At 54.5% G+C, this 19962-nt stretch carries 18 protein-coding genes and 2 pseudogenes; 12 read left to right on the top strand and 8 right to left on the bottom strand.

Features of this window, described 5'->3' with window-relative positions; all coding sequences use genetic code 11:
• Positions 1–190 (top strand): IS3 family transposase (locus BCA33_RS21765; RefSeq protein ID WP_254774331.1); only part of this gene is annotated, 190 nt, incomplete at its 5' end.
• A 378-nt stretch (positions 191–568) separates the two neighbouring features.
• On the opposite strand, the gene fba is transcribed toward BCA33_RS21765, so the two are convergent.
• The 5 genes and pseudogenes from fba to tkt all read right to left on the bottom strand — a co-directional run bounded on the left by fba (position 569) and on the right by tkt (position 5880).
• Positions 569–1633 (bottom strand): class II fructose-bisphosphate aldolase, encoded by a 1065-nt coding sequence (gene fba, locus BCA33_RS10345; RefSeq protein ID WP_071265584.1) that lies wholly within the window; start codon positions 1631–1633, stop codon positions 569–571.
• A 63-nt stretch (positions 1634–1696) separates the two neighbouring features.
• Positions 1697–2860 (bottom strand): phosphoglycerate kinase, encoded by a 1164-nt coding sequence (locus tag BCA33_RS10340; RefSeq protein WP_071265582.1) that lies wholly within the window; start codon positions 2858–2860, stop codon positions 1697–1699.
• A gap of 38 nt (positions 2861–2898) precedes the next feature.
• Positions 2899–3024 (bottom strand): hypothetical protein, encoded by a 126-nt coding sequence (locus tag BCA33_RS22790; RefSeq protein WP_368087237.1) that lies wholly within the window; start codon positions 3022–3024, stop codon positions 2899–2901.
• Positions 3025–3027: 3 nt separating this feature from the next.
• Positions 3028–3926: pseudogene (locus BCA33_RS10335) on the bottom strand (type I glyceraldehyde-3-phosphate dehydrogenase); the annotation flags it as partial.
• Positions 3926–5880, bottom strand: a pseudogene (gene tkt, locus BCA33_RS10330) (transketolase). The pseudogenes tkt and BCA33_RS10335, both read right to left, overlap by 1 nt.
• A gap of 301 nt (positions 5881–6181) precedes the next feature.
• Here tkt and BCA33_RS10325 point away from each other — a divergent pair.
• From BCA33_RS10325 to BCA33_RS10285, 9 genes are all read left to right on the top strand, one after another.
• On the top strand, positions 6182–7186 hold the full coding sequence (locus BCA33_RS10325; RefSeq protein WP_071265580.1) for a metalloregulator ArsR/SmtB family transcription factor: 1005 nt from the start codon (positions 6182–6184) through the stop codon (positions 7184–7186).
• 164 nt (positions 7187–7350) lie between these two features.
• Positions 7351–8541 (top strand): methionine adenosyltransferase, encoded by a 1191-nt coding sequence (gene metK / locus BCA33_RS10320; RefSeq protein ID WP_071265578.1) that lies wholly within the window; start codon positions 7351–7353, stop codon positions 8539–8541.
• Positions 8542–8603: 62 nt separating this feature from the next.
• Positions 8604–9977, top strand: coding sequence for an adenosylhomocysteinase (gene ahcY / locus BCA33_RS20255; protein WP_071265577.1), 1374 nt, complete (start codon positions 8604–8606; stop codon positions 9975–9977).
• A 12-nt stretch (positions 9978–9989) separates the two neighbouring features.
• A complete protein-coding gene (metF, locus tag BCA33_RS20250; RefSeq protein WP_071265575.1) occupies positions 9990–10859 on the top strand; it encodes a methylenetetrahydrofolate reductase [NAD(P)H] in 870 nt (289 codons plus the stop codon).
• A 176-nt stretch (positions 10860–11035) separates the two neighbouring features.
• Positions 11036–11794 carry a transporter substrate-binding domain-containing protein gene (locus tag BCA33_RS10305; protein WP_083394717.1) on the top strand — a complete coding sequence of 253 codons (759 nt, stop codon included), beginning with the start codon at positions 11036–11038 and terminating at the stop codon, positions 11792–11794.
• Positions 11795–11886: 92 nt separating this feature from the next.
• On the top strand, positions 11887–12558 hold the full coding sequence (locus BCA33_RS10300; RefSeq protein ID WP_071265573.1) for an amino acid ABC transporter permease: 672 nt from the start codon (positions 11887–11889) through the stop codon (positions 12556–12558).
• A gap of 13 nt (positions 12559–12571) precedes the next feature.
• Positions 12572–13318 (top strand): amino acid ABC transporter ATP-binding protein, encoded by a 747-nt coding sequence (locus tag BCA33_RS10295; protein WP_071265572.1) that lies wholly within the window; start codon positions 12572–12574, stop codon positions 13316–13318.
• 203 nt (positions 13319–13521) lie between these two features.
• On the top strand, positions 13522–13728 hold the full coding sequence (locus tag BCA33_RS10290) for a type II toxin-antitoxin system VapB family antitoxin (RefSeq protein ID WP_071265570.1): 207 nt from the start codon (positions 13522–13524) through the stop codon (positions 13726–13728).
• A complete protein-coding gene (locus BCA33_RS10285) occupies positions 13725–14102 on the top strand; it encodes a type II toxin-antitoxin system VapC family toxin (RefSeq protein WP_071265568.1) in 378 nt (125 codons plus the stop codon). The genes BCA33_RS10290 and BCA33_RS10285 overlap by 4 nt, the downstream gene beginning before the upstream one ends.
• Positions 14103–15275: 1173 nt before the next feature.
• On the opposite strand, the gene BCA33_RS10270 is transcribed toward BCA33_RS10285, so the two are convergent.
• From BCA33_RS10270 to BCA33_RS10260, 3 genes are read right to left on the bottom strand one after another with little or no spacing between them, the layout of a single operon-like run.
• Positions 15276–15650: a hypothetical protein gene (locus BCA33_RS10270; protein WP_071265562.1), complete on the bottom strand. Its 375-nt coding sequence runs from the start codon at positions 15648–15650 to the stop codon at positions 15276–15278.
• Between the two features lies 1 nt (position 15651).
• Positions 15652–17148 (bottom strand): type VI secretion system PAAR protein, encoded by a 1497-nt coding sequence (locus BCA33_RS19800; RefSeq protein ID WP_083394716.1) that lies wholly within the window; start codon positions 17146–17148, stop codon positions 15652–15654.
• Between the two features lie 38 nt (positions 17149–17186).
• Positions 17187–17675, bottom strand: coding sequence for a DUF2505 domain-containing protein (locus tag BCA33_RS10260; protein ID WP_071265560.1), 489 nt, complete (start codon positions 17673–17675; stop codon positions 17187–17189).
• A 180-nt stretch (positions 17676–17855) separates the two neighbouring features.
• Here BCA33_RS10260 and BCA33_RS10255 point away from each other — a divergent pair, with 180 nt between their 5' ends.
• On the top strand, positions 17856–19205 hold the full coding sequence (locus tag BCA33_RS10255; protein ID WP_071265558.1) for an adenosylmethionine--8-amino-7-oxononanoate transaminase: 1350 nt from the start codon (positions 17856–17858) through the stop codon (positions 19203–19205).
• A 15-nt stretch (positions 19206–19220) separates the two neighbouring features.
• Positions 19221–19955, top strand: coding sequence for a 16S rRNA (uracil(1498)-N(3))-methyltransferase (locus BCA33_RS10250; RefSeq protein WP_071265556.1), 735 nt, complete (start codon positions 19221–19223; stop codon positions 19953–19955).
• The last annotated feature ends 7 nt before the right edge of the window (positions 19956–19962 follow it).

Genomic DNA, 19962 nt, shown 5'->3' with positions numbered 1-19962 from the left:
GGATAATGCTCCGATGGAATCGTTCTTTAGTCGGCTTAAGGTGGAGTTGATCTACGCTGAGTGTTTCGAGTCGATCGCAGCGGCCAAATCCGCTATCTTCGAGTACATCGAAATCTTTTATAACCGAAAGAGAAGGCACTCCACTTTGGGCTATCTCAGCCCGGTGGAATACGAGCGCAGATGCGCATAACTGAGTGTCTATTTTTCGTGGGTAGGACCATGCAATAACGCCGAATCGTCGGCGCCTTACGGTTTCGGGTAGTCGTTCTGAGTTTTCTTTCGCACAACACCGCATAACCCACATGCAGAGCCGTACCCAATAGGCGTAACAAAGCGAAGCACCCAGAATTGAAAAAGAGAAATTGTATTGGTACTGAAGAGGTCATCGGCCGTCATCCATAACAAGCAGTGTGTCTATAGCGTACAGCTTTCCACACTAGCCCATCTCTGAACTGTTTGCTGTTGTCCTTTGCAATACTTTGTTAATTCGGGTGAAGAATATCGGGAGGGGAATTCGGAGGGAAAATCACAGCCCCGGGCAGGCGCCCAGGGCTGTATCACTACAGTCTTATTTAACCTTAGGATCCAACTCACCAGCCTCATAGCGCTCAAACATGCGCTCAAGGTTGATAGGCTTGATCTTGCTGGCTTGGCCAGCACAGCCGAAGGCTTCGTAGCGTGCAACACACACTTCGTTCATGGCCTTCATGGTGGCTTTCAGGAATTTGCGCGGGTCGAATTCGGCCGGGTTCTCGGCCAGGAAGCGACGCACAGCACCGGTGCTGGCCAGGCGCAGGTCGGTGTCTATGTTTACTTTACGCACACCGTGCTTGATGCCTTCCACGATTTCGTCAACCGGCACGCCGTAGGTTTCGGGAATCTCTCCGCCGTATTGGTTGATGATTTTCAGCCAATCCTGGGGTACCGAGCTGGAGCCGTGCATAACCAGGTGGGTATCTGGAATGCGCTTGTGGATGGCTTTGATCTGCTCGATGGCCAGGGTGTCGCCTGTGGGTGGGCGGGTGAACTTATAAGCGCCGTGGCTGGTGCCTATGGCGATAGCCAGGGCGTCTACGTGGGTCTTTTTCACGAAGTCGGCGGCTTCTTCCGGGTCGGTCAGCATCTGGCTCATGTCCAGAGTGCCTTCGGCGCCAATGCCGTCTTCTTCACCGGCCTGGCCGGTTTCGAGGGAGCCCAGGCAGCCCAGCTCGCCTTCTACAGATACACCACAGGCGTGGGCCATTTCTACGGTACGGCGGGTTACGTCTACGTTGTATTCATACTCGGTAGGCGTTTTGCCGTCTTCGCCCAGGGAGCCGTCCATCATTACGGAGCTGAAGCCCAGTTGGATGGAGCGCTGACACACAGATGGGCTGGTGCCGTGGTCCTGGTGCATTACCACGGGGATATGCGGCCACTCTTCAATAGCGGCGAGAATAAGGTGGCGCAAGAACGGTGCACCGGCGTATTTGCGGGCGCCGGCAGAGGCCTGAACAATAACCGGAGAATCGGTTTTGTCGGCGGCTTCCATAATGGCGCGCATTTGTTCCAGGTTATTTACGTTAAAGGCTGGCACACCGTAACCATGCTCGGCGGCGTGGTCCAGCAGTTGCCGCATCGAAATCAGGGCCATTTGGTTGTCTCCTTAGTTGAACACTAGTTACAAAATAATGTGGGGCTATCCAAATTCACAAACTTACTGCGTGCCGCGCTCTTCCAGTACGGCAACGGCTGGCAGTGTTTTGCCTTCTACAAATTCCAGGAAGGCGCCACCACCGGTGGAGATATAAGAGATCTTGTCAGCTATGCCGTATTTGTCAACGGCTGCAACTGTGTCACCGCCACCAGCCAGTGAGAATGCGTCGCTTTGGGCGATAGCTTCGGCCAGGGTTTTGGTGCCGTTACCAAACTGCTCAAACTCGAATACGCCTACAGGGCCATTCCACAGAATGGTTTTGGCGTTCTTCAGCAAGTCGGCAAACTGGCCTGCGGTTTCCGGGCCTATGTCCAGAATCATGTCGTCTTCGGTAACGTCGGAAATGTTGCGGGTGGTGGCCGTGGCATCTTCTGCGAACTCACTGGCAACCACTACATCTACCGGCAGTGGGATGTTAACGCGGGAGGCGATGTCTTTGGCGGCGTCTAGCAATTCGTGCTCGCACAGCGACTTGCCTACTGGGTGGCCGGCTGCGGCCAGGAAGGTGTTGGCTATGCCGCCACCTACGATGATCTGGTCGCACACTTTTTCAAGCGCGTTGAGTACGTCTAGCTTGGTAGAGACTTTGGCGCCACCAACAATGGCTACCACTGGCTTGGCCGGGTTATCCAGGGCTTTGCCCAAGGCTTCCAGCTCTGCCGCCAACAGCGGGCCGGCACAGGCTTCTGGTGCAAAACGGGCAACGCCGTGGGTAGATGCCTGGGCGCGGTGGGCTGTGCCAAAGGCGTCCATCACGTAGATATCGCACAAAGCGGCGTATTGCTTGGCCAGGGTTTCGTCGTCTTTTTTCTCGCCTTTGTTGAAGCGGACGTTCTCGAACAGCACTACTTCGCCGTCGGCCACTTCAACGCCGCCGAGGTAATCTTTAATCAGGCGCACTTCCTGGCCCAGCACGTTGGTGAGGTGCTCAGCTACCGGCTTAAGGGAGGCTTCTTCGCTGTACACGCCTTCTTCCGGGCGGCCCAGGTGGGACATCAGCATGACTTTGGCGCCAGCGTCTCTTGCTGCCCTGATGGTTGGCAGGGAGGCGCGGATGCGGGCATCGCTGGAGATCACGCCGTTTTTTACCGGTACGTTGAGGTCTTCGCGAATCAGAACCCGCTTGCCAGCGAGGTTCAGGTTGGTCATTTTTTTGATGGCCATTATCTGGGTTCCGTTGTTTCGGGTTATTGGCAAAGAGTTTAGGAGCGCGACAGCCAGCTCTGGCTTACATCCAGCATGCGGCTGGCAAATCCCCATTCGTTATCAAACCAGCACAGCACTTTTACCATGGTGCCCCGGGTTACGCGGGTTTGGCCGCCATCCACTACGCCGGAATGGGAATCGTGGTTGAAATCGGAGCTGGCTAGCAGTTCGTCGGTGTAGCGAGAATGCCTTTTAATGAGCCGTTGGCGGCTTCTTTGAGCACTTGGTTTACCGATGCTGCGTCGGTGGCTTCTCTTACGTTGAACACCATGTCGATGACGGAAACGTTCATGGTGGGTACGCGCAAGGCGACCGAGCTGAAGCGACCTTCCATGTGCGGAAGCAGCCGTTCGACACCCCGCGCCAGCCCGGTATCCACTGGCACTATGTTGTGGAGTGCGCTGCGGGTAAGGCGAAGATCCTGATGGTGATAAGCGTCGATCACCGGCTGGTCGTTCATGGCGGCGTGAATGGTGGTGGTACTGCCCTGCTCCACGCCAAAGGCTTTATCGAGCACGGTGATCACCGGCACCAGGCAGTTAGTGGTGCAGGAGCCTGCGGCCACTATCTGGTCTGTGTCTGCAATTTCTGTGTCGTTAATGCCGTAAACCACGGTGCGGTCCACATCCGATTCCGCCGGCTGGGAAAACAGCAGGCGCTTTGCACCTGCTTGAATGTGCCGTTCGGCAGTCGCCCGATCTGAATAGGCGCCAGAACATTCCAGCACCAGATCAATATCCAGCTCCCGCCACGGCAGGTCTGCCGGGTCTGCGTGGCTTAGCACGCGGATGGGATCGCCGTTGATGATCAGGTCTTGCCCCTGCACCGCAAGGCTTCCGGAAAACCGGCCGTGGGTGGAGTCGTAACGGGTTAGGTGCGCAATTGTGTCGATATCAGAAAGCTCGTTAATCGCGACCACCTGCAGGTGGTCGCGAAAACCGTTTTCGTATAAGGCACGCAACACGCACTGGCCAATACGGCCATACCCGTTGATGGCAATACGAAAGGGCGCGGAGGCTGTCATCAGGCGTCCAGCAGTTCCGAAGCCACTTCCAGCACGTTCTCTACGGTAAAGCCGAACTCCTTGAACAGATCGCCGGCTGGTGCAGATTCACCGAAGGTGGTCATGCCCACAACGCGGCCGTCCAGGCCCACGTACTTGTACCAGTAGTCGGCAATGGCCGCTTCGATGGCAATGCGGTTGGTGACTTCTATTGGCAGCACCTGTTGCTTGTATTCAGCGCTTTGGGCATCGAATACGTCGGTAGATGGCATGGATACAACACGCACTTTGCTGCCCTGCTCTCGCAACTTGGCAGCGCTGTCCTGTGCCAATCCAACTTCAGAGCCGGTAGCAATCAGGATGAGATCTGGCTCGCCTTCGCTGTCAGAAAGCACGTAGCCGCCTTTGGCAACGTCCACCAACTGCTGCGCATCACGCGCTTGGCCGGGCAAACCCTGGCGGGAGAAGATCAGGGCACTCGGGCCGTCCTTACGCTCCAGCGCGGCTTTCCAGGCCACGGCAGATTCTACCGCGTCGGCCGGGCGCCAGGTGCTCATGTTCGGGGTGGTGCGCAGGCTGGCGAGTTGCTCGACCGGCTGGTGAGTGGGACCGTCTTCGCCCAGGCCAATGGAATCGTGGGTAAACACGAAAATAGAACGCTGCTTCATCAGTGCGGCCATGCGCACGGCGTTGCGGCAGTATTCCATGAAGATCAGGAAGGTGGCGCCGTAAGGTACGAAACCGCCGTGCAGGGCGATGCCGTTCATGATGGCGGCCATGCCGAATTCGCGCACACCGTAATAGATGTAGTTGCCGCTGGCGTCTTCTTTGGTAACGGCCTTGGAGCCGTTCCAAATAGTAAGGTTAGAGCCAGCCAGGTCGGCTGAGCCACCCAGCAGTTCTGGCAACATCGGGCCGTATGCGTTCAGGGTGTTCAGGGAAGCCTTGCGGCTGGCAACGGTCTCGCTCTTGTCCTGACATTCCTGAATGTAAGCCTGGGCTTTTTCAGAGAAGCCGGCGGGCAAATCGCCAGCCATGCGGCGCTTCAGCTCGGCAGCCAGTTCTGGCTCGGCTTTTTCATAGGCCGCGAAGGTCTCGTTCCAGGCATTTTCAGCGCTGGCGCCTTTTTCTTTGGCGTTCCAGGCTTTGTAGATGTCGTCAGGAATTTCAAACGGGCCGTGGCTCCAGCCTAGCGCTTCGCGGGTTAGCACGATTTCGTCTTCTCCCAATGCGGCGCCGTGGCTGCTTTCAGAACCCTGCTTGTTGGGTGAGCCGAAACCAATAATCGTTTTACAGCAGATCAGCGTGGGTTGTTCGGTATTGGCACGGCCTGCTTCAATTGCCGCACGAACGGCATCTGCATCGTGGCCGTCTACATTGGCAATAACCTGCCAGCCATAGGATTCAAAACGCTGAGGGGTATTGTCGGTAAACCAGCCGTCGACTTTGCCATCAATGGAGATGCCATTGTCGTCGTAGAACATGATCAGCTTGCCCAGGCCCAGAGTGCCTGCCAGCGAAGACACTTCGTGGGAAATGCCTTCCATCAGGCAACCATCGCCCAGAAAGGCGTAGGTGTAGTGATCAACCACGTTATGGCCGGGGCGGTTGAACTGCGCCGCCAATGATTTCTCTGCCAGCGCGAACCCAACCGCGTTGGCCATGCCCTGCCCCAGCGGGCCGGTGGTGGTTTCTACACCCGGGTGTAACCGTATTCCGGGTGCCCCGGTGTTTTGGAGTGCAGCTGCCGGAAGTTCTTGATGTCATCAATGGAAACGTCGTAACCGCTCAGGTGCAGCAGGGAATACTGCAGCATGGAGCCGTGGCCATTGGAGAGCATGAAACGGTCGCGGTTGGCCCACTGTGGGTTAGCCGGATTATGGCTTAGGTAATCGTTCCACAGCACCTCGGCAATATTCGCCATGCCCATGGGCGCACCCGGGTGGCCGGATTTGGCTTTCTGAACCGCATCCATGCTCAGCGCGCGAATGGCGTTGGCGAGATCTGTACGAGAGGGCATTGACGTTTCTCCAGTGTTTTTCAGGGATATAGGGAGTAATCCAGCGCTTTTAACAGGGCAATAAAAAGCTGTTTAAAAATGAGGCGCGTATTTTCGCCGATTACGGTGTGCCGGGGCAAATCGACGTGCCGCTTCTGTGTAAATATCCTTACTCGGATCCCCGAAAGAGATTGATTTCAAAGAATGATAAATCTATATCAAAAAACTTTGATATGCCTATTGATTGAACAACCCAACCCACTTACACTCCGCAACCATGACAAGCTTAAGCGCACACGTTAACCAAATATCCTCCGTGGACGTACTTGCCCCTATCTTCAAGGCAAGCGGCGACCCGCTGCGTTTGGAAATTTTGCGCGTGCTGCGTCGCGATACCTTTGGCGTGCTGGAGCTGAGCCAGCTGTTTGATATGCGCCAGTCTGGCATGAGTCACCACTTGAAAGTGATGCACAAGGCAGGGCTGTTGGAGCCGCAGCGTGAAGGCAACGCTATTTTTTACCGTCGCCCGCTGCACCTGGATAACGAAAAGCCCACAGACCAAACCATTCGCCAGATTTTTGAAGCGGTAGATCGCGCGCCTTTGCCCGGGCACCTGCAGGAGAAGATTGAATCTATCCGCAACCAGCGCGCGAATCAGTCGCAGGCGTTTTTTTCCCGGCATTCAGAGCAGTTCCGGGAGCAGCAGGAGTTGATTGCCGCTTTTGATCTGTATGCAGCGCCTGTAGCCGACATGATTCGCAAGCGCACACGGAAGACACGGTGGCAAACGGCGTTGGAAATTGGCCCAGGCGAAGGCGGTTTTCTGCCAGTGCTGGCTGAGCTTTGCGAGCATGTTGTGGCGCTGGATAACAGCCGGGACATGCTCGCCAAAGCCACCCGCACCTGCATTGATGAGCGCCTGAACAATATTGATTTGATAGAAGGTGTAACCGACACCTTGCTGGCCCGCGGGGATGCATTCGATCTGGTAGTGGCCAATATGGTGCTGCACCACGTACCTAGCCCAGCAGACATTTTTCTGGATGCGGCCGCACTGATGAACAACGGTGGTTGCCTGGTGGTTAGCGACCTGTGCAGCCACGACCAAAACTGGGCGAAAGAGAACTGCGGCGATCTGTGGCTTGGCTTTGAACCAGAAGAGCTGACCGCTTGGGCCGCGGCTGCGGGCCTGAAGGCCGGTGAGCAACTGTTTATCGGTTTGCGTAACGGGTTTCAGATTCAGGTAAGGGAGTTCTGGAAAACTCATTTGCCGCTGAGGTAGCCGAACCCGGATACACCAAGCCCTGCACGGGCATATCAAAAAACTTTGATATTGCGTAGGTAGTAGTACCTACTCACGATCAACTTAAAAAACAATGTCGCCGGTGCCTTTAACACCCAAGCGCTACTGGCTAGATTTTAAAACGCTCACAAAGGAGCAAACCTATGTCTGACTACAGTGTGTTCACCTCCGAATCGGTCTCTGAAGGCCACCCGGATAAACTGGCCGACCAGATCTCCGATGCGGTTCTGGATTCCATTTTGGCAGAAGACCCACACGCCCGCGTGGCCTGTGAAACCATGGTGAAAACCGGTGTGGCCATCGTAGGGGGTGAAATCACCACCAGCGCGTGGGTAGATCTGGAAGACCTGGTTCGCGGTGTGATCAAAGACGTGGGCTACACCTCCTCAGACGTAGGCTTCGATGCCGACACCTGCGGCATCATCAATATTATTGGCAAGCAGTCTGTGGAAATCGCCCAGGGCGTTGACCGCCAGAAGCCAGAAGACCAAGGCGCCGGCGACCAAGGCCTGATGTTCGGCTACGCCAGCAACGAAACCGAAGTGCTGATGCCTGCACCTATCACCTTCGCCCACCGCCTGATGGAGCGCCAGGCCGAAGCCCGCAAAAACGGCATTCTGCCGTGGCTGCGCCCGGACGCAAAAAGCCAGGTAACCTGCCGCTACGAAAACGGCCAGGTTGTGGGCATTGACGCCGTTGTGCTTTCAACACAGCACGATCCAGACGTTACCCAGGCCGACCTGAAAGAAGCGGTAATGGAACTGATCGTGAAAAACGTACTGCCTGCAGAGCTGCTGCATAAAGGCACACAGTTTCACGTTAACCCTACCGGCAAATTCGTTATCGGTGGCCCGGTGGGCGATTGCGGCCTTACCGGCCGTAAAATCATCGTAGACACCTACGGCGGCATGGCCCGCCACGGTGGCGGTGCGTTCTCGGGCAAAGACCCCTCAAAGGTTGACCGTTCGGCTGCCTACGCAGGCCGCTACGTTGCCAAGAACATCGTTGCTGCAGGCCTGGCCGACAAGTGTGAGATTCAGGTTTCTTACGCCATTGGCGTGGCACAGCCAACGTCCATCTCTGTAAACACCTTTGGCACCGGCAGGATTGGCGACGACAAGATCATCGAACTGGTACGCCAGCACTTCGATCTGCGCCCATACGCCATCACCAACATGCTTGATTTGCTGCACCCCATGTACCGGGCCACAGCAGCATACGGCCACTTCGGCCGCGAGCCACAAGAAATAACCGTTGGCGACAAGACCTTCACCACCTTCCCGTGGGAAAAGACGGATCGCGCCGCCGCGCTTAAAGATGCCGCTGGCGTCTAACTAATTTTCGGGCGTATTGATGATTTCAATCGCCAAACCAGAACGAATTGGAGAACACCTGAATGAGCAACTTCGAAGATTTCAAAGTCCGCGATATTTCCCTGGCAGGCTGGGGCCGCAAAGAAATCAACATCGCTGAAGGCGAAATGCCGGCCTTGATGGCCCTGCGTAACAGGTATAAAGCGGAGCAGCCGCTGAAAGGCGCCAACATCATGGGCTGCATCCACATGACCATTCAAACAGCCGTGCTGATCGAAACACTGATCGAGCTGGGCGCAGGCGTTCGCTGGTCATCCTGCAACATCTTCTCCACCCAGGATCAGGCTGCCGCCGCTATCGCAGCCCAGAACATCCCGGTATTTGCGTGGAAAGGCGAAACCGACGAAGAATACGAATGGTGCCTGGAGCGCACGGTTGGTGCAGATATCGAAGGCTGGGAACCCAACATGATTCTGGACGACGGCGGCGACCTTACTGCCCTGCTCCACGAAAAGTACCCGGAAATTCTGGCCAACTGCCACGGTGTGACTGAAGAAACCACCACCGGCGTACACCGTCTGCAGGAAATGCTGCGCGACGGCACCCTGAAGGTCCCGGCCATCAACGTGAACGATGCCGTTACCAAATCCAAAAACGACAACAAATACGGTTGTCGCCACAGCCTTAACGACGCCATCAAGCGTGGCACGGACCACCTGATGGCCGGCAAGAAAGCGCTGGTAATCGGTTACGGTGATGTGGGCAAGGGTTCCGCGGCCTCTTTGCGCCAGGAAGGCATGATTGTAAAAGTAACCGAAGCCGACCCAATCTGTGCCATGCAGGCCTGCATGGACGGCTATGAGGTTGTTTCTCCTTACCTTAACGGTGTGAACAGCGGCACCGAGGCAAGCGTAGACAGAGCCCTGCTACAAAACACGGACATTCTGGTGACCACCACCGGCAACATGAACGTGTGTGATGCGAACATGCTCAAGGCTCTGAAGTCTGGCGCGGTTGTGTGCAACATCGGCCACTTCGATAACGAAATTGATACCGCCTTCATGCGCAAAAACTGGGAATGGGACGAAGTTAAGCCCCAGGTTCACGTGATCTATCGCGACAAAGCGGTTAACGACCACCTGATTTTGCTTTCCGAAGGCCGCCTGGTAAACCTGGGCAACGCTACCGGTCACCCATCACGAATTATGGACGGCTCTTTTGCCAACCAGGTTCTGGCACAAATGCACCTGTTCGAGCGCAAGTTCGCAGACCTGCCGGAAGAAGCCAGAGCCAAGGGCGTGTATGTTCAGGTTCTACCCAAGCACCTGGACGAAGAAGTGGCCCGCGCCATGGTGGAAGGCTTTGGTGGCGTGATCACCAAAATGACCCCGGAACAGGCGCAATACATTGGTGTACCGGTCGAAGGCCCGTACAAGCCAGAAAGCTACAAGTACTGATCGGATAATAAGATGCAATCCCAGAAACAGTTCAAACGCCGCTTCAGCTTTGAGTTTTTTCCGCCCAAGACCGACCAGGGCAAGGAAAAACTCCAGGTTGTACGCGATCAGCTTGCCGGGGTGAACCCGGACTTTTTCTCGGTCACCTTCGGTGCGGGCGGTTCCACCCGGGACCGCACCATTGAAACCGTGGTCAACCTGCATAAGCAGGGCATTTCCACCGCACCACACCTCTCCTGCGTCGGTGGTACGCGGGCGGAGATTGCGGAGCTACTGGACGTGTATAAAGAGAACGGCATCAACCGGATTGTCGCCCTTCGGGGTGACATGCCTTCGGGCATGGGCGCATCCGGCGAGATGCGTTACGCCAACGAGCTGGTTGCGTTCATACGCGAGCACAGCGGCGATCACTTCAATCTGGAAGTAGCGGCTTACCCGGAGTTTCATCCCCAGGCCCGCAACGCTGAAGAAGATCTGAAAAACTTCGCCCGCAAGGTGGAGGCTGGCGCCAACAGTGCCATTACTCAGTACTTCTTTAACCCGGAGAGTTATTTCTATTTCATCGACCGGTTGGAAAAGCTGGGGGTAACCATTCCGGTGGTGCCGGGCATAATGCCCATCGTGAACTTTTCCAGCCTGGTGCGGTTCTCCGACATGTGCGGCGCAGAAATTCCGCGCTGGATTCGCAAGCAGCTGGAAGCCTATGGCGACGACACTGTAAGCATCCGAAAGTTTGGTGAAGAAGTGATCACCGAGATGTGTGAGAAGCTGCTAAAAGCCGGGGCGCCGGGGTTGCACTTTTACACTCTGAACCAGGCTGAGCCGAGTATCAGCATTTGGAAGAACCTTGGGATTAGTGAGCGGGACAAGATCGCGTTCTGAGGCTCCATCGTCCCTCAGCGCCAAGCATTTGATTTTCTGCGCCCATATGAGTAATAGTCTAAAGTGTACGTGTGCAGTTCCACTAATGCTCCCCGGGGGTCACAGTCATCAACAGTGACCCTGCCGGCCTGCCTTACCAGGCAAACGGAGCCTCATAAGAAAGATAAGGAGAAAGCATGACCACGAAATGGATGAAAACACTAGGAACCGGCCTGGCACTTACCGTCGCTGCCGGCACCGTAAGCGCTGAAACTCTACGAGTGGCTACCGACCCCAGCTTTGTTCCGTTCGAGATGTTGGACCAGGAAACCGGTGAGATGATCGGGTTTGATATGGAAATCATCGCCGAAGTCGCTGAGCGCGCAGGCTTTGATTACAACCTCAACACCATGGACTTCAACGGCATTATCCCTGCCCTGCAAACAGGCAACGTGGATATCGCCATTGCCGGTATTACCATTACCGACGAGCGTGAAAAAATCGTTGATTTCTCTGACCCATACTACGATTCCGGTCTTCGGATTCTGATTCGCCAAGACAACGAAGACGTTACAGAAATATCCGATCTTGAAGGCCTGAAAATCGGCTCCAAGATTGGCAGCACCAGCTACGACTACCTGAAGAAGAATCTGGATGAAAACGACGGCGTTACACCGTATCCGGGCAGTTCAGATATGTATATGGCACTCATGTCCGGTGCCGTAGACGCTGTATTCTACGACGCCCCGAACGTTGGCTACTTTGCCCGCACCAAGGGTGAAGGCAAAGTCAAAACCGTTGGCGAGCTGTACGAAGGTCAGCAGTACGGCATTGCGTTGAAAAATGGCAGTGAGTGGGTTGACGAGGTTAACGAAGCCATCGCCTCAATGAAAGAAGACGGAACCTACAAAACCATCTATGAAAAGTGGTTTGGCCCAATGCCAGAAGGCATGTAAAGGCTGAAGGGCCGCCAGGCCCGTTTCTTTTGTAGCGCCGGGGCCATGTGCCCCGGCGACTTCTGACTCCAACCCCTGCGGAGACGCACACTGTGGATTCCCAGTTCCAATTTGACTGGCAGGCAGCCATCAACTCCATCCCTTTTCTTATCAAAGGGATACCCTACACTTTAATGATTTCTTTTGGCGGCCTGGTTATCGGCTTCGCCTTGGGCATCATTTTTGGGCTGCTGAGCATCAACAAAAAATGGTTTCTTAAATGGCCAGCAACGGCCTATATTGAAATCTTTCGCGGCACCCCTATTCTTGTTCAGGTTCTGTTTATCTTCTACGGGCTGCCTGATCTTATCGGCGGCCCTATCGACCCTCTTACTGCGGGTATCGCCGCGATTGCGCTGAACTCAGGCGCTTACATTTCTGAAGTGGTACGTGGTGGCGTTCAGTCCATCGACAAAGGCCAGGCGGAAGCCGGGCTTTCTCTGGGCCTCTCCCGCACTCAGACATTCTGGTCGATCATTTGGCCACAGGCTTTCCGGCGTATGATTCCGCCGCTTGGTAACCAGGCCATTGTAAGCATCAAGGACACCTCGTTGTTCTCGGTTATTGGCGTGGGCGAACTCGTACGCCAGGGCCAGGTTTACATTGCCAGCACCTTCACCGCCTTTGAGGTGTATTTTGTGGTCGCGATTATGTATCTGGCCATCACCCTCTCGCTGTCCCTGATTCTCCGCCTGGTTGAACGGCGCGGACTGGCCTCTGTCTGAAGGAACCTGACCCATGACTCAGATTGTACAAATGAAGGGCATGAACAAGTACTTCGGCAAACTGCATGTCCTTAAAGATATCGATTTATCCGTAAATCAAGGCGAAGTAGTGGTTATTATCGGTGCCAGTGGCTCTGGTAAATCCACCCTCATTCGTTGCGTGAACGGCCTGGAAGAGTTCGAATCCGGGCACCTGGAAGTCGAAGGCCAGGCTCTGGCCCCAAAAGGTGGCAACCAGCAAGCCCTCGCGGAAATCCGCAAAGAAGTCGGCATGGTGTTCCAGCAGTTCAACCTGTTCCCTCACCTTACGGTGAAAAAGAACATCATGCTGGCGCCCCAAAAGGTTAAAAACGCGCCGCAAACGGTTGCGAACGCCACAGCCGAGCGCCTGCTGGAACGAGTGGGCATTGGTAGCCAAGCCGACAAATACCCCACTCATCTCTCCGGCGGGCAGCAACAGCGCGTAGCCATTGCCCGGGCACTGGCCATGGAACCGCGCTTGATGCTGTTCGACGAGCCTACCTCGGCCCTGGACCCAGAAATGATCGGGGAAGTGCTAGACGTAATGCGCGAACTGGCGAAGGAAGGCATGACCATGATGGTGGTCACCCACGAAATGGGCTTCGCCCGGGAAGTGGCCGACCGTGTGATCTACATTCACGAAGGTCAGATTGTGGAAGAAGGCAAACCGGACGACGTGTTTGATAACCCGCAGAATGAACGCACTCAGGCGTTTCTCTCGAGGGTGCTGGCGCACTGACTGCTTACTGACATTACATGCCCGTTGCCTTGAACAAGCCCCTGCGAGCCTTTATTGCTCTCAGGGGCTTTATTTTTGACACTCATTGCCTCTTACAGATAGCGCGCGGCCACAAAGGCGAAACTTCGCGGTTCATTGATCATACCGCCTCTTGATGCTATACATGATGCACCTAGTCATCAAAATTCTAATCAGGAGCTGCCATGCGCACCACCGTGACAATCGACGAAGAGCTCTACCAACAGGCGCTGGACATGGCTGACCCTGGCATGGACAAGGCAGAGCTTTTTCGAGAAGCCATCAAAACGTTTGTAAGAGTGCGTGCGGCCAAGCGTCTGGCGGCCTTGGGTGGTTCTGCGCCCGACATGGTGGCCATCCCCCGCCACCATGAGGACGTTCCAGCGAAATGAATGTACTGGTTGATACATCGGTTTGGGTAGATCACTTCCGCAATCACAACACGGTGCTCACCGACCTATTACTCTCTGACAGGGCCCTCACCCACCCCATGGTGGTCGCCGAACTCGCCTGCGGCACTCCGCCAGCACCACGCAAACAAACCTTGGGTGATATTGGCTTACTTCAGCCCGCAACGCAGGCAAGCCTGGACGAAATAAGAACGCTGATTGAGCGGGAAAAGCTCTATGGCTTGGGGTGCGGCTTGATAGATATCGCCTTGCTGGCATCCACATTGATCACACCCGATGCTCGGCTATGGACCTTTGACAAGCGACTGGCAGGTTTGGCGCTGCGGTTTGATGTGGGCTTTGAGTCCAGAAATTGACAAGTCATCATCAGAGCATCTTGGTAATCGCGCTTGCGATAAGTACGCTCCCAACCATCAGATAAAGAAAAAGCACCGGTATCACCACCCACGCTTGCCAGTGCCTCGGTAAAGGAACATTTGGATCCCCAAGCAAAGATGCCCTTTGTTTAAAAAAGGAACCGGGGAAACTTCGCAGAACGAGGTAAGCAAATACGTTACTGCTTCTGAAAAAACGACCAATCACTCGTCCCTGCCAAAACATTCTTGCAGCTTCGATGCCGCCCGAATCAGTGGCCACGCGATCTTCGATCAGAGCTGCGTATCGAAACCCAATAGTGACAATAATAGGTAGAGGTATCAGGCCCAAAAAAAGGCTGAGATAGCAACGTATGCCACGATTACGATAATTTCGTCAGTTATAACTTCGCGCATAGTTAATATCAATCAGACGTACCCTAAAACAAATCCCAATACGAAAAAGCAGACCCCTGAAAGCAGATATATGCTCATCGGGATAAAAAGCCACAGCTTTAACTTAATCGGTACAAGTGGCGACTCATCCCCTAGCCTTGCTTTCATCTGAGGCCCAATAACGGGTAGGTACCGGAGCGTAAAAAAACCGAACAGCCAATTAAGGCGCATAAGTCTCCCTATCGGGCCATTTCCCCATACACGCCGTATCTCATCAAGGCCTTTGCCTGGGGTCGCAACTAAATCTTCTATTTGGCGTACTTTGTCGAAAGCTGCAGTTAGCGCAATCATCACGGAGGACAAGCACAGAGCCAGTGAAATCAGAATCGAATATTCCAGCACGCTAACACTGGCATCAACCACTTTTAGCTGCCTTATAAAGAATAACCCCGACTCCCCAATCACCAGGCAGCGCTAAAGGAAAACTCCGACCACCATAACAGCAGCACGAACCCCATACATTGCCAATGCAGGTATCAGACGCCAGGCCTGCCAACTTCTAGGCAAGGGCACATCCGGATCTCCGAGCAAAAACCGCTCTTTTTTTAAGGGTGACACGCGGCAACTCGTCCGAGGCCAACAGTTCCGTCTCCGATAACGACGCAGGCCAATGACACATCGCCAACCAAGCTCGCTCACACTGGTGCCATTAAATAAACAAATCGTTTCTGCAGAAGCAATCATTCCTTTTCAGGCATAACGAAAGTAAGGTGGCATTATTCAATAATCCATAGAAAGTCCAATCGAAAAGAACACGATGCCAGCGAGAAAAAACACAGCGTTCGGCACAGTGACCCACAGCTTCAAACCCAATGGAAGAGGTTCGAGTTCATCACCGTAACGCGAAGCAATCTTCGGCCCGTATCCGGGGATTCGCCTGAACGCAAAAAAAGCAAACACATGAAGCGACCGCATCCATCGGCCAATAGGCCCGCCGCCGAAATACACTCTTACGGTATCAATCAGTTTGCCCGAAGTTCCGATTCGCCGTTCAATTTCAGCAATTCTAGGAAACGCTACAGTCACAATAAATAATATTGAGAGCAGTCCGATTGGAAGCGAAATAACCAACGCATACTCTGTAAATGTGAGCACACTACTCTCCTTCAACAATGATCTTCCTTATCAAACTACCTGTATTTCGTCCAACCGTTCCACCTAACTGTCCCCCAACAGCTGAGCCAACCCCACCCACGATAATTACACACGCAACACCTCCTACCCCCGCAGTTGCTATACCAAGAAAGCCGCAGCCCACCGCCGCAGTGGAACCTAGCGCTCCTCCGAATGCGCTGCCCGAAAATTGCCCATACTCTTGATACCTTGCGACCTCACATTGCTCCTCACTTCCAAATGTGCAGACCTGCTCAAGTCTTTGGTCCATAGCCCAGTAGTCAAGCCCAATAGCCACATAACCGGCACCCTGCGCATACTTAGCCGCACTCGCAAGTTTTGCATAATGTGTACCATACCCCGGAATCCCGCCAACCCCCGCAGTCTTCCACTCATGTACAATTCGCTTCGTTGACATCCTCATTGCTTTCTTAAGCTTCGGACTATCATCTAACGACATCCCTTTTCTGGCGATTTTACCAAGTGCAAAGTCCAGCTTGGTAAATAAACGCTGGCGCTGCTCAAAGAATTCCGGGTGGCTAAGCTTTCCATGCTTTCGGAAGGTATCCTGATGCAGAACCTCCAGCTCCTTCAACGTAGTGTTGATGCTCTTGATCTGCTGCCCGATCATGGTGGCTCCCACACCAAGACCCGTTGCGGCATTGGAAGTCATCATTTCCAGCAGGTCGTAGTGGTCGACAATGAATTGAGCTTCTTGCTCACTTAACTGACGAACCTCCTGGTTTACCTGTTGGGCAACTTCCATCAGGTTGTTTTCTTCGATCGTGCATTCATGACTGTTGGGATCGGCAATCACAATCATTTCGCCAGGCAATACCCGGTTATTTAATCCGGGGTTCAGGCGTTCAAAATTATCCGGTTTTGCTGACGCATCGCCATAGAGCAGTGTGAGTAATTCATTTTTGCTCATTGGTTGGCGAACAACGTGGAAACCAGGCTCGCTCACCGCCTGATCCCGTTTAACGACAGACTCACCAGTGGCTTTCTCAGCGGTGTTCAGGCTCGCAACAGGGGCGGAATGTTCTCGCTGCGTTCCCGTTTGACCGGGAGCCTTCAATGCTTCAGCAGCAGATGTGTTTTTCTCCGACAACGAAGCCTGTCTGGCTGCAGGTGCACTCCTGGCGGTTAATGCCATGGGCGTCACGCCAGAAAATGCTGCCGGCGCATGAGTATCGCCAATAATCACCGACCCAGACCCAATCGTCACACCACCACAAGTAATAGCACCACCAGTCACTGCTGCGGGCATACCATTAATCAGCACAGTGCCAGAACCGGCTGCAATGGCGCGTGGGTGTGGAGGATGTTTCGGTTTGGAGTGAGGCGCCAATGGATCGCCCACTCGGGCGACTGGTTTGCCATCAATCAGTACATCGGGGGAGCCGGCTAGCACCGGCGTAGGCGGGAAACCTTCGTGATCAGAGCCCAAGTCTCCGAGAAGCACAACTGCTTTGCTCATGTCGCATCCTTTGCGTCGTTTTCATCCGTGAAACCACATTATAACAGCTGCTGAATAGTTTCATACTCACGCTCTATTTTGGCGTGTGAGTCCTCTGCCAGAAATGCCGCAATCTTTTTGCCCATCAGCGGCACGTCGCAGCGCACGCTCAGGGTTACATGATTGGTGCAGGCTTCTTCTGAGCCTTCCAACTTCATCATGCCTTTGATCTTTGCCGGTATGCCTTCGATGTGCACGCGAAACTCGCAATGCCATTCGCCATCATTCTTACGAAACCAGTGCTCTTCCTGCCTAACCTGGTTCCACTCACGGTGAAATCGGGAAAGAACGCGAGGCACTTCTGCGGAAGATGACATCTGCCGCTCAATCACCAATTTTGCGGAAGCATCATCCTTTTCCAGCTCAGCCACCCGGACATTTCGGGCACCCAGAAGGGCATTTTTCTCAAGGATGTGATCCTTGTCGAAGAAGGCTCCAAGCACTCGCCCAATACCGACCTGATATGGGTGCGTCAGTTGAAGTTCCATAGTAAACACGCCTCTTTTTACGATGCTGGAATTGTCGGGGGAGAGGCTATCGCGCGCATTGGCCAGCCGGTCGACGACTATTGGCACAGTAGTCAGTTGTCGCTGTTAACTGTATTATTGCCTCAGGTTAACAGCCGATAAATTATGACCTCAGAACCACCGTCTTACCGGAGAACCTCTATGCGCAATGCCGACCTCGCAGCCCGTGGCCTAAAATCCGTGTGGCACCCCTGCACCCAGATGAAAGACCACGAATCTATCCCCCTGGTTCCCATCAGGCGGGGCAAAGGCGTTTGGCTGGAGGATTTTGAAAACAACCGGTTTATCGATGCCGTAAGCTCTTGGTGGGTCAACCTGTTCGGCCACGCCAACCCCAGAATCAACGCTGCGATTCAGAAGCAGATCGGCGAACTGGAGCACGTTATTCTGGCCGGCTTCACCCATGAGCCGGTGGTCAATTTGTCTGAGCGGCTTATCGAGGTGACGCCAGAGGGCCTCAACAAGTGTTTCTACGCAGACAATGGCTCGTCGGCTATCGAAGCTGCGCTCAAAATGAGCTTTCATTACTGGAAAAACCAGGGCAAACCCAGCAAAAAGAATTTTGTGAATTTGAGTAATAGTTATCACGGCGAAACCCTGGGCGCCTTGGCATTGGGCGATGTAGCTTTATACAAAGACACTTACCAGCCATTGCTGATGGAGGTGCTAACTGCACCCTCGCCAGACGCCTACAACAAGGAAGAAGGTGAAACCGACGAGGCCTATGCCCTGCGCCAATTTGAGGCCATGGATGCGCTATTGGCAGAAAAGCATGAGGAAATCTGTGCCGTTGTGGTGGAGCCGCTGATCCAGTGTGCCGGCGGCATGCGCATGCACCACCCGATTTACCACACCAAGCTGCGCGAAGCCTGTGACCGCTACGGCGTACACCTGATTGCAGATGAAATTGCTGTTGGTTTTGGCCGTACCGGCACCATGTTCGCCTGCGAGCAATCTGGTATTACCCCGGATTTCATGTGCCTTTCCAAAGGCCTGACCGCCGGCTACCTTCCGCTCTCCGTGGTGCTGACCACCGATACCGTTTACAACGCCTTTTACGACGACTACGAAAACCTGAAAGCGTTTCTGCACAGCCACAGCTACACCGGCAACCCGATCGGTTGCGCCGTGGCGCTGGCAACCCTTGATATTTTCCGGGACGACAATGTGATTGAGAACAATCGCCGGCTCTCAACGTGCATGGCTGATTCCGTGGCTCACCTTGCCGATCACCCCAACGTTGGGGATATTCGCCAGCATGGAATGACCTTGGCAATAGAAATGGTGAAAGATAAAGCCTCGAAAACACCTTTCCCCTGGCAAGAACGCCGGGGTGTTCGGGTTTATCAGCACTCGCTAACGCGTGAGGCCTTGCTTCGACCCCTGGGTAATGTGGTTTACTTCATGCCGCCTTACGTTATCACCGAAGACCAGATTCGCCATCTGGCCCAGGTTGCAACCGAAGGCATCAACATAGCCGTTCGGGACTGATCAAGGTAAACACGCATGCGCATCCCCAGAATCTATACCGATTCGCCATTGAGCGAAGGAACCCACGCGGATCTGGATGATAACGCCGCCCAGCATGTTGGCCGGGTGTTGCGCATGCAGCCAGGGCAAGAGCTAAGCCTGTTTAATGGGGATGGCGAGGATTACCCAGCTACGATTACAGAAGCGGGAAAGAAGCGCGTAGAAGTACTGTTGGGCAAACCTGTGGCTAACCTTACTGAATCGCCTCTGCGCATCACCCTTGGCCAGACATTATCCAAGGGTGATCGCATGGATTACGCGGTTCAAAAGGCCGTGGAAATGGGTGCTACCTGCATAGTGCCGCTCACCACCGAGCGCTGTGAAGTTAAGCTGAAAGGCGACCGGGAAGACAAACGTTTGCGCCACTGGCAGTCGGTTGCCATAAGCGCCGCAGAACAATGCGGCCGCGCTCGGGTGCCCGAGATCCTACCGGTAATGACCGTGGAGCGATGGCTGGAGCACAGCCGCAACGCCGACCTGCGTTTGGTGCTGCACCACCGCACCGAACACTCGCTGGAATCTATGGCCAAGCCAAGCAGCATAGCCCTGATGATCGGCCCGGAAGGTGGCCTTACGGCAGACGAAATTGCACTCGCGGAAAAGGAAGGTTTTCTGCCTGTGGCTCTGGGCCCACGGGTACTCAGAACCGAAACTGCCCCGGTTGCGGCCATGGCACTTTGTCAGTGGTTATGGGGGGATATCGGCGGCTAGACCGCAC

Origin of the sequence: Marinobacter sp. AC-23 (genome assembly GCF_001858325.1) — a bacterium.
In the GTDB taxonomy this organism is placed as follows: domain Bacteria; phylum Pseudomonadota; class Gammaproteobacteria; order Pseudomonadales; family Oleiphilaceae; genus Marinobacter.
This window is presented reverse-complemented; position numbering and strand designations above follow the sequence as displayed.